Origin of the sequence: Pollutimonas rozaliensis (assembly GCF_048751585.1) — a bacterium.
In the GTDB taxonomy this organism is placed as follows: Bacteria; Pseudomonadota; Gammaproteobacteria; order Burkholderiales; family Burkholderiaceae_B.
In genome coordinates, this window is record NZ_JAZHOB010000055.1 from 1 (window position 1) to 281 (window position 281).

A 281-nucleotide genomic window follows, 5' to 3' on the forward strand; every position below is an offset into this window, starting at 1 on the left:
TGGGCCGTCCGGGAAATAGCGTGCCACGTAGGAGGGCGATGCCAACGGCTGATAGTGCATGTCACCGACGTGCAGGCAGCGAGCGCCGGCGATGGGCTGGGGAGTGGCGCACAGGCAGGCTGCCACGTCGCCATCGCGCAGTCGCTTCAGTCCAACGTCCTGGTCTTCGATGACCAAGTCCATCAGCACCCCTTCCGACTGACAAATATCCGCCACGGCATCGGCCCACCAAGTCACGACGCTGTCGGCATTGATGGCGATGCGCAGTCGCGGCGCGGCTT

The 281-nt window shown here is 64.8% G+C and carries 1 pseudogene; it reads right to left on the bottom strand.

The window, feature by feature from the left end:
- Positions 1–281, bottom strand: a pseudogene (locus V0R37_RS21940) (ArgP/LysG family DNA-binding transcriptional regulator); the annotation flags it as partial.